This window comes from Desulfurobacteriaceae bacterium, assembly GCA_039832905.1.
Classification (GTDB): Bacteria; Aquificota; Aquificia; order Desulfurobacteriales; family Desulfurobacteriaceae; genus Desulfurobacterium.
This window is the reverse complement of sequence record JBDOLX010000040.1, coordinates 1-5,867: the sequence shown is the minus strand read 5'-3', so window position 1 is coordinate 5,867 and position 5,867 is coordinate 1. Positions and strand designations below refer to the sequence as shown.

8 protein-coding genes are annotated in these 5,867 nt (G+C 40.1%); 1 reads left to right on the top strand and 7 read right to left on the bottom strand.

All coding sequences use genetic code 11. The features are described from left to right. The first annotated feature begins 147 nt into the window (after positions 1-147). Positions 148-927 carry a hypothetical protein gene (locus ABGX27_03020; protein ID MEO2068463.1) on the top strand — a complete coding sequence of 260 codons (780 nt, stop codon included), beginning with the start codon at positions 148-150 and terminating at the stop codon, positions 925-927. Here ABGX27_03020 and ABGX27_03015 read toward each other — a convergent pair. The 7 genes from ABGX27_03015 to ABGX27_02985 all read right to left on the bottom strand — a co-directional run. Beyond that, positions 888-1,274 (bottom strand): hypothetical protein, encoded by a 387-nt coding sequence (locus tag ABGX27_03015; GenBank protein ID MEO2068462.1) that lies wholly within the window; start codon positions 1,272-1,274, stop codon positions 888-890. The two genes, ABGX27_03020 and ABGX27_03015, sit on opposite strands and share 40 nt — an antisense overlap. Next, positions 1,252-2,334: a flagellar basal body P-ring protein FlgI gene (locus ABGX27_03010; GenBank protein ID MEO2068461.1), complete on the bottom strand. Its 1,083-nt coding sequence runs from the start codon at positions 2,332-2,334 to the stop codon at positions 1,252-1,254. The genes ABGX27_03015 and ABGX27_03010 overlap by 23 nt, the downstream gene beginning before the upstream one ends. Before the next feature lie 10 nt (positions 2,335-2,344). Then, a complete protein-coding gene (locus ABGX27_03005; protein ID MEO2068460.1) occupies positions 2,345-3,610 on the bottom strand; it encodes an OmpA family protein in 1,266 nt (421 codons plus the stop codon). After that, positions 3,555-4,220, bottom strand: a complete 666-nt coding sequence (locus tag ABGX27_03000; GenBank protein MEO2068459.1) for a flagellar basal body L-ring protein FlgH — start codon at positions 4,218-4,220, stop codon at positions 3,555-3,557. Before ABGX27_03000 ends, ABGX27_03005 begins: the two co-directional genes overlap by 56 nt. After that, positions 4,189-4,794 (bottom strand): flagellar basal body P-ring formation chaperone FlgA, encoded by a 606-nt coding sequence (gene flgA / locus ABGX27_02995; GenBank protein ID MEO2068458.1) that lies wholly within the window; start codon positions 4,792-4,794, stop codon positions 4,189-4,191. The genes ABGX27_03000 and flgA overlap by 32 nt, the downstream gene beginning before the upstream one ends. Before the next feature lie 85 nt (positions 4,795-4,879). Beyond that, positions 4,880-5,668, bottom strand: coding sequence for a flagellar basal-body rod protein FlgG (gene flgG / locus ABGX27_02990; protein MEO2068457.1), 789 nt, complete (start codon positions 5,666-5,668; stop codon positions 4,880-4,882). After that, the coding region (locus ABGX27_02985; protein MEO2068456.1) for a flagellar basal body rod C-terminal domain-containing protein at positions 5,668-5,867 on the bottom strand (200 nt) is incomplete at its 5' end. The genes flgG and ABGX27_02985, both read right to left, overlap by 1 nt.

Below are 5,867 nucleotides of genomic sequence, written 5' to 3'. Positions count from 1 at the left end.
CATAACAACAGTAGGAGCTATGTCTTCTAAGGAACTTGTATCTCCAGAAGGGAAGGAACTTCTTAAAGAGAATCTCCTATTAAAAATTAACTCTGTTCTGACAAAAACTAAGGTAAGGAACATATTCTACAGGGAGTTTATAATCCAATGAGAAAAGTCCTCTGGCTAGTCACTTCTTTGACATTTCTTTTACAGACAAGTTTAGCCTTTGGAGAAAATTCCACTGAATTACTTACCCAAGCGGTTCAACTTTTCAAGGCTGGAAAATACAAAGAAGCTCTAAAAGTATATGAAAGCATCCTAAGAGAGGGAATTGCCTCTCCTAAGATATACAACAACGTGGGGGTTATCTATACAAAACTTTACGAAGGCACAGGTAAGGATAAGTACATAAAAAGAGCAATTGCTTTTTTTACTCTTGCATACTCATTGGATAAGAGTTATAAGATAGCAGATGAAAATCTGAACAATGTTATAAGTAAATTTTTAAACGAAAGGCTGGAAAAAAGAATGAAAAAGAGCAAGGAAGAACTCCAAAGATTGCTCATCCAAAAACAAAAAGAAGAATCCACATACCAAACAATAAAGACAAGGGAAATCCTTAAATTTTTAGAAGAATGGAAAAGTTTGTGGGAAAAAGAAGATCCTAAGTACTTCAACTTGTATTCACCAGAAGGTTGCATAGACTACGAGAAATTTGTAGAGTACAAAAAGAGGGTTTGGAAAAGAAGTAAAAACGTAAAGGTTCGCATTGAAAACATCCACATAAGGAAGAACAAGGATAATACCGTTTGTGTTACCTTTAGACAATTTTATTCTTCCTCTATTATGAAATCCGTAGCCCGCAAAGTCCTATGCTTAAAGAAAGAAAACGGCAAAATAAAGATTTACTGTGAGTGGTTTATTCCAACCGTAAGGATAGAGTGAATAACGTTGAAATTGTCCACAGCTCCGTGTTCAACTACCCTCGGCGGATAGTAACCGTCTACCTTTAATACTATATAAGTAATTCCTCCATCAACCGCCTTAAACTTTTTGGTTGAAACAACATAACAGCTATTAAAAAAACGTTTTTCTTCGTAACATTTTCCAAAGTAAACCTTTCCATCTTTAGTAACAAAGATTACCTGCTTATTCGCAAAATTTTCCACTTTAACAAAAGGTCTAAAAGAGTCTCCTACCCTTAACCATCCACTTTCGACCGAAAAAGCAACAAGAGGCCAAAAGAAAATCACGAAGAGAAAAAAGAGTTTACTGCAACCTAATTTCCGCATGGATAGCCCCTGCCGACTTCATCGCTTGAAGAATCGCTATAAGTTGGCGGGGAGTAACTCCCACAGCATTCAAAGCCATAACAAGGTCCTGCAAAGAAGGCCCTTTAGGTTTAAGAATAAACACCCTTTTCCCCTCTTGAAGCTGAATAGAAGTTTTCTGAGTGAGAATTGTCTTACCGGAAGAGAGCATTGGCGGCTGAGAAATAACGGGCTGTTCTGAAATTTTTACCGTAACTCCTCCCTGCGCCACAGCAACCGGAGATATTGTAACCCTATCATTAATCACAACAGTACCCGTTCTTTCATTTATAACTATCACCGCAGGATAGTCCACTTCCACCGGGAGCTCTTCAAGTTTCGCTGTAAGGTTAACTACGTTAAGCCCTTCCTTCTTCAAGAAAACCTTCACAGTCTCGGGAGATACAGGAACAGCCTTTACTAAAGAACCCAACTCCTCATTTATAACTTGTGCAACATTAGAAGCTGTCTTAAAATCGGCCTCATCCAGAACAATTTCAATTTCGTTTCTATTAGAAAAGTTCACAGGAACATTTCTTTCAACTATTGCCCCTTGCGGAATTCTGGCCGTAGTAGTAACAAACTTCCTTAAAGAAGCCGTTTTTCCTCCTACCTCGTATCCGCCCCCAAGAGAAATTGGCCCCTGAGCAATGGCGTAAACCTCGCCGTCAGGCCCGAGGAGAGGAGTCATAATAAGCGTTCCGCCTTCTAAACTTTTGGCGTCCCCTAATGCAGAAACTACCACGTCGATTCTTGTTCCCGGTTTAGCATAAGTTGGAAGTTCTGCGGTAACCATAACGGCTGCTGTGTTTCTCGTCCTGATACTCCCTTTTGGAATTTTTATTCCCATTCTTTCAAGCATATTTGCTATTGACTGCTTCGTAAACTCAGACGAAGTAGAATCACCGGTATTCTTCAAACCAACAACCAATCCGTACCCAACTAAGTAGTTAACCCTTGAAACTCCGATTCTTGCAATGTCTTTTATTCTTACCTCTGCCCCAAAGACTTCGGCGGCAAAGAGTAAAAAAAGGAACAACACAAAAAACAACCTACTTAAGAACATAAACCTCAACCCTCCTATTCGGAGCCATAGGTCCTTTCTTGTTAATTATCAGCCTTTTGTAGCCAAACCATTCCGTCTTAAAACGAATTCCCTTTTTACCGGCCTTTTTGCAGACTCTTTTAAGATAACTCTCAACCCTCTTAGCCCGAAGTTTTGATAGCTTCAAATTAAAAGTTTCACTACCCTTCCAATCAGCATATCCTTTAATAACTAAGGTTTCTCCTCCTTTTAAAGCTTTGCAAATATCCTTGAGCGTTTCTTTGGCCTTCTTAGAAAGAGAACTGCTCCCATAGTCAAAATAGACAATTGCAAGAAGTTTCTCTCCCTTTCCCGTTTTCTTCTTTTCCTTGGCAACAGTTAGCTTAGGCTTACTTAAGGCAGATAAAGGATCAGTTTTGTACTTTTTAATTTCCTCTACATCACTAACTCCATCCTCATCTGTATCTCTCCTTAAAGGGTCGGTCTCATAGAGGGCTATCTCCAAATAATCACTAAGACCATCTCCGTCTGTATCCTTCTTTAAAGGAGAGGTTCTGTAGTGCTCTATCTCTTGAAGGTCTGAAAGGCCATCCCCATCTGTATCCGGAGAGAAAGGGTCTGTCTTGAAGGCTACTTCCTCTCCATCAGTAAGGCCATCTCCGTCTGTATCTGGATTTAAAGGGTTTGTTCCCATTTTTGAAACTTCAACAAAGTCAGAAAGCCCGTCGGCATCTGAATCATTGTTATCAGGGTAAGTTTTAGAAAAATAAATCTCCCTTCTGTCGTTAAGGCCGTCTCCATCTGTATCCTTTTTAAGAGGAGAAGTCCCGTATACAGTAACCTCCTCAAAGTCTGTTAAGCCATCTCCATCAGTGTCTTTCCTGAAAGGAAAAGTTCCGTACATTCTCACTTCTTCCCTGTCTGTAAGGCCGTCTGAATCGGGATCTGCACAGTTAGGGTCTGTCTTGTAAACTTTCACCTCGTCGTAATCTGAGAGGCCATCTCCATCGCTGTCTTTTTCGTTCGGGTTGGTTTTAAACTTTATAATCTCATCATAGTCAGAAAGTCCGTCCCCGTCAGTATCTTTGTTTTGCGGGTCAGTAAAGTAGACAAACATCTCCTTGTAATCAGAAAGTCCGTCCCCATCGCTATCTACGTTCTCTGCCGCTTTAACCGGCCCAAAGGTGAGAACTAAACAAAAAACAAAAAAGAAAAACTTAGAAAGGCCAAAGCTTTGCCACGATTTTCCATATAAATCCCGGTTCTTGAACATCTGTCAAAACCCCTTCTCCGGTATATGTTATTTGAAGATTGAATACCCGGTCAGACGTGACGGTATTTGTATCGTCAATATCTTCCGGCCTAACAACTCCAGTTATCGTAAGAACGTGAGATTCTCCGTTAATAACAACGTTTTTCTGAGCCTGTATTATCAAATTTCCGTTTGGCTGTTTGCCGATTACCTGAGCAGTTACTGTTCCCGTAAAAATACTTCCTCTAAGCGTAGAACCCTTCCCTCCATGCTCTGCACCTCCTTGCATAGCCACGTTTGTTTTGTCCAAAACATTTTTGTTAAGACCAAAAAGAGAGGAAACTCCTCCTTGAACCTTAGATGATTTTTTTAAGGCCGTCTCCGTCTGACTTTGAGCCCTCGTTTTTTCCACTATCAATATGGTAACAAGATCTCCTACATCCCTTGCTTTTGAGTCTCCATAGATGTATTTAAATCTTCCGTTGTCGTTCCAGAGAGATCCCTCACTTAACGGCTTTGTCTGAAAGTTAAGCTTTGGAGGAGGAGGAGTGTAAGAAACTGTTCCTTGAGGCTTGCTAAAGCAGGAGGTTAACAGGAGGCTAAAAAACAAGAATGACAACTGTTTCTTCATCTTTTACTCTTCCTTCAATAACCTTTCCGCTATAAATGTTTTTGACTTTGATTATATCACCAACACGGCCATTTTGGAGAGCTTTGCCGGTAGTTTCAACATAAATCCCCCCTTTCTCAGCTACTATTTTTACGAGTTGTCCCCTCTTTACAGCAAAAGGAACTTCTACAAATCTTTTTAAAACAAAAGTTCCCGCCGGTAATCTTGTCTTTGCTACCACCTTTTCTGGATTACCGTCAAAAAGTTTTCCTCTTACAGTAGAGAGGAGAACTTTTTTTCTTTTTACTTTTCCCGTTAAATATTCTCCGCGTTCAACGACATCAGTAGTCTCAAACCCCCAAACCTCAGCATCAACGTTGAATTTAACATTCAAAGTTCTCGTAAGAAACGAATTTTTGCATTTCACTTTTAGCTGGATGAGGAACCTTCCGGGCCTTCTTATAACCAGATGGGAAATTGGAACTACATTTTCAATTTCACAACCCTTTAAAACCTGTCCGTTTGTAACTCTTCCATCTACTAAGAGTTTTTCTACCTTTCCCGAAATAGAAAATTCAACATTCCTTAGTGCCAAATTAACAAAAGATTCCTCCTTCCCTCCAGCTAAGGAAGGAGAAGAAGAAAAAAAAATCACGAAAAACAGTATTAAAATATTAAATTTACCTTTTAAGGTTAACAGCCGTCTGGAGCATAGCATCAGAAGTCTGGATAGCCTTGGAATTAAAGTCATAAGCTCTGTGGGCAATTATCATATTAACCATTTCTTCAACCACATTTACGTTAGAAGACTCTAGAAACCCTTGAGCCAAAGTTCCAAAACCTTCCGTTCCGGGAATACCTTCTTGAGGAGTTCCTGAAGCATCTGTTTCTAAAAAGAGGTTTTTCCCAATAGCTTTTAGACCCGAAGGATTGATAAACTTTATCAATGTTATCCTCCCTATCTCCTGAGGGGTAGGTTGGCCGGGAAGCTCCACCGTAACAGTTCCGTCTTCTGCTATGTTGACCCTTATGGCATCAGGGGGAATTGTTATCTCTGGCAGAAGCACATAACCTTCATGGGTAACAAGCCTACCATCTTTATCTACCTTGAAGGCTCCATCCCTCGTATAAGCGGTATCTCCGCTAGGAAGAAGAACTTTAAAGAAACCGTCTCCCTCTATGGCCACGTCAAGCTGATTTTCTGTATGAATAAAATTTCCCTGAGAAAAAAGCTTAGAGACAGTAGTAACCTTTGTTCCAAGACCGATTTGAATACCTACAGGAATCTGGTTACCGGCCGCATTGGGAGTTCCTGCCGCTTTAAGAGTTTGATACATGAGGTCTTCAAACTCTGCCCTACTCTTTTTAAAGCCAGTAGTATCAACGTTTGCAAGGTTGTTTGAAATCACATCTAAATTTATCTGTTGAGCGTGCATTCCAGAAGCCGCAGACCATAAACTTCTAATCATCATATCCTCCCAAATTCATTTAAAGAAGCAAGAAGTTCATCTCCGGCCTTTATAACGTTCATATTGGCATCAAATTCCCTGTGAGCCTCTATCATCTTAACCATTTCATAGACAACGTTCACGTTTGAACCTTCTAAGAAACCCTGATAAATTTTAGAGTTGTCGGAAATCTCAGCCCTTTTTTTATCATAAAGCCACA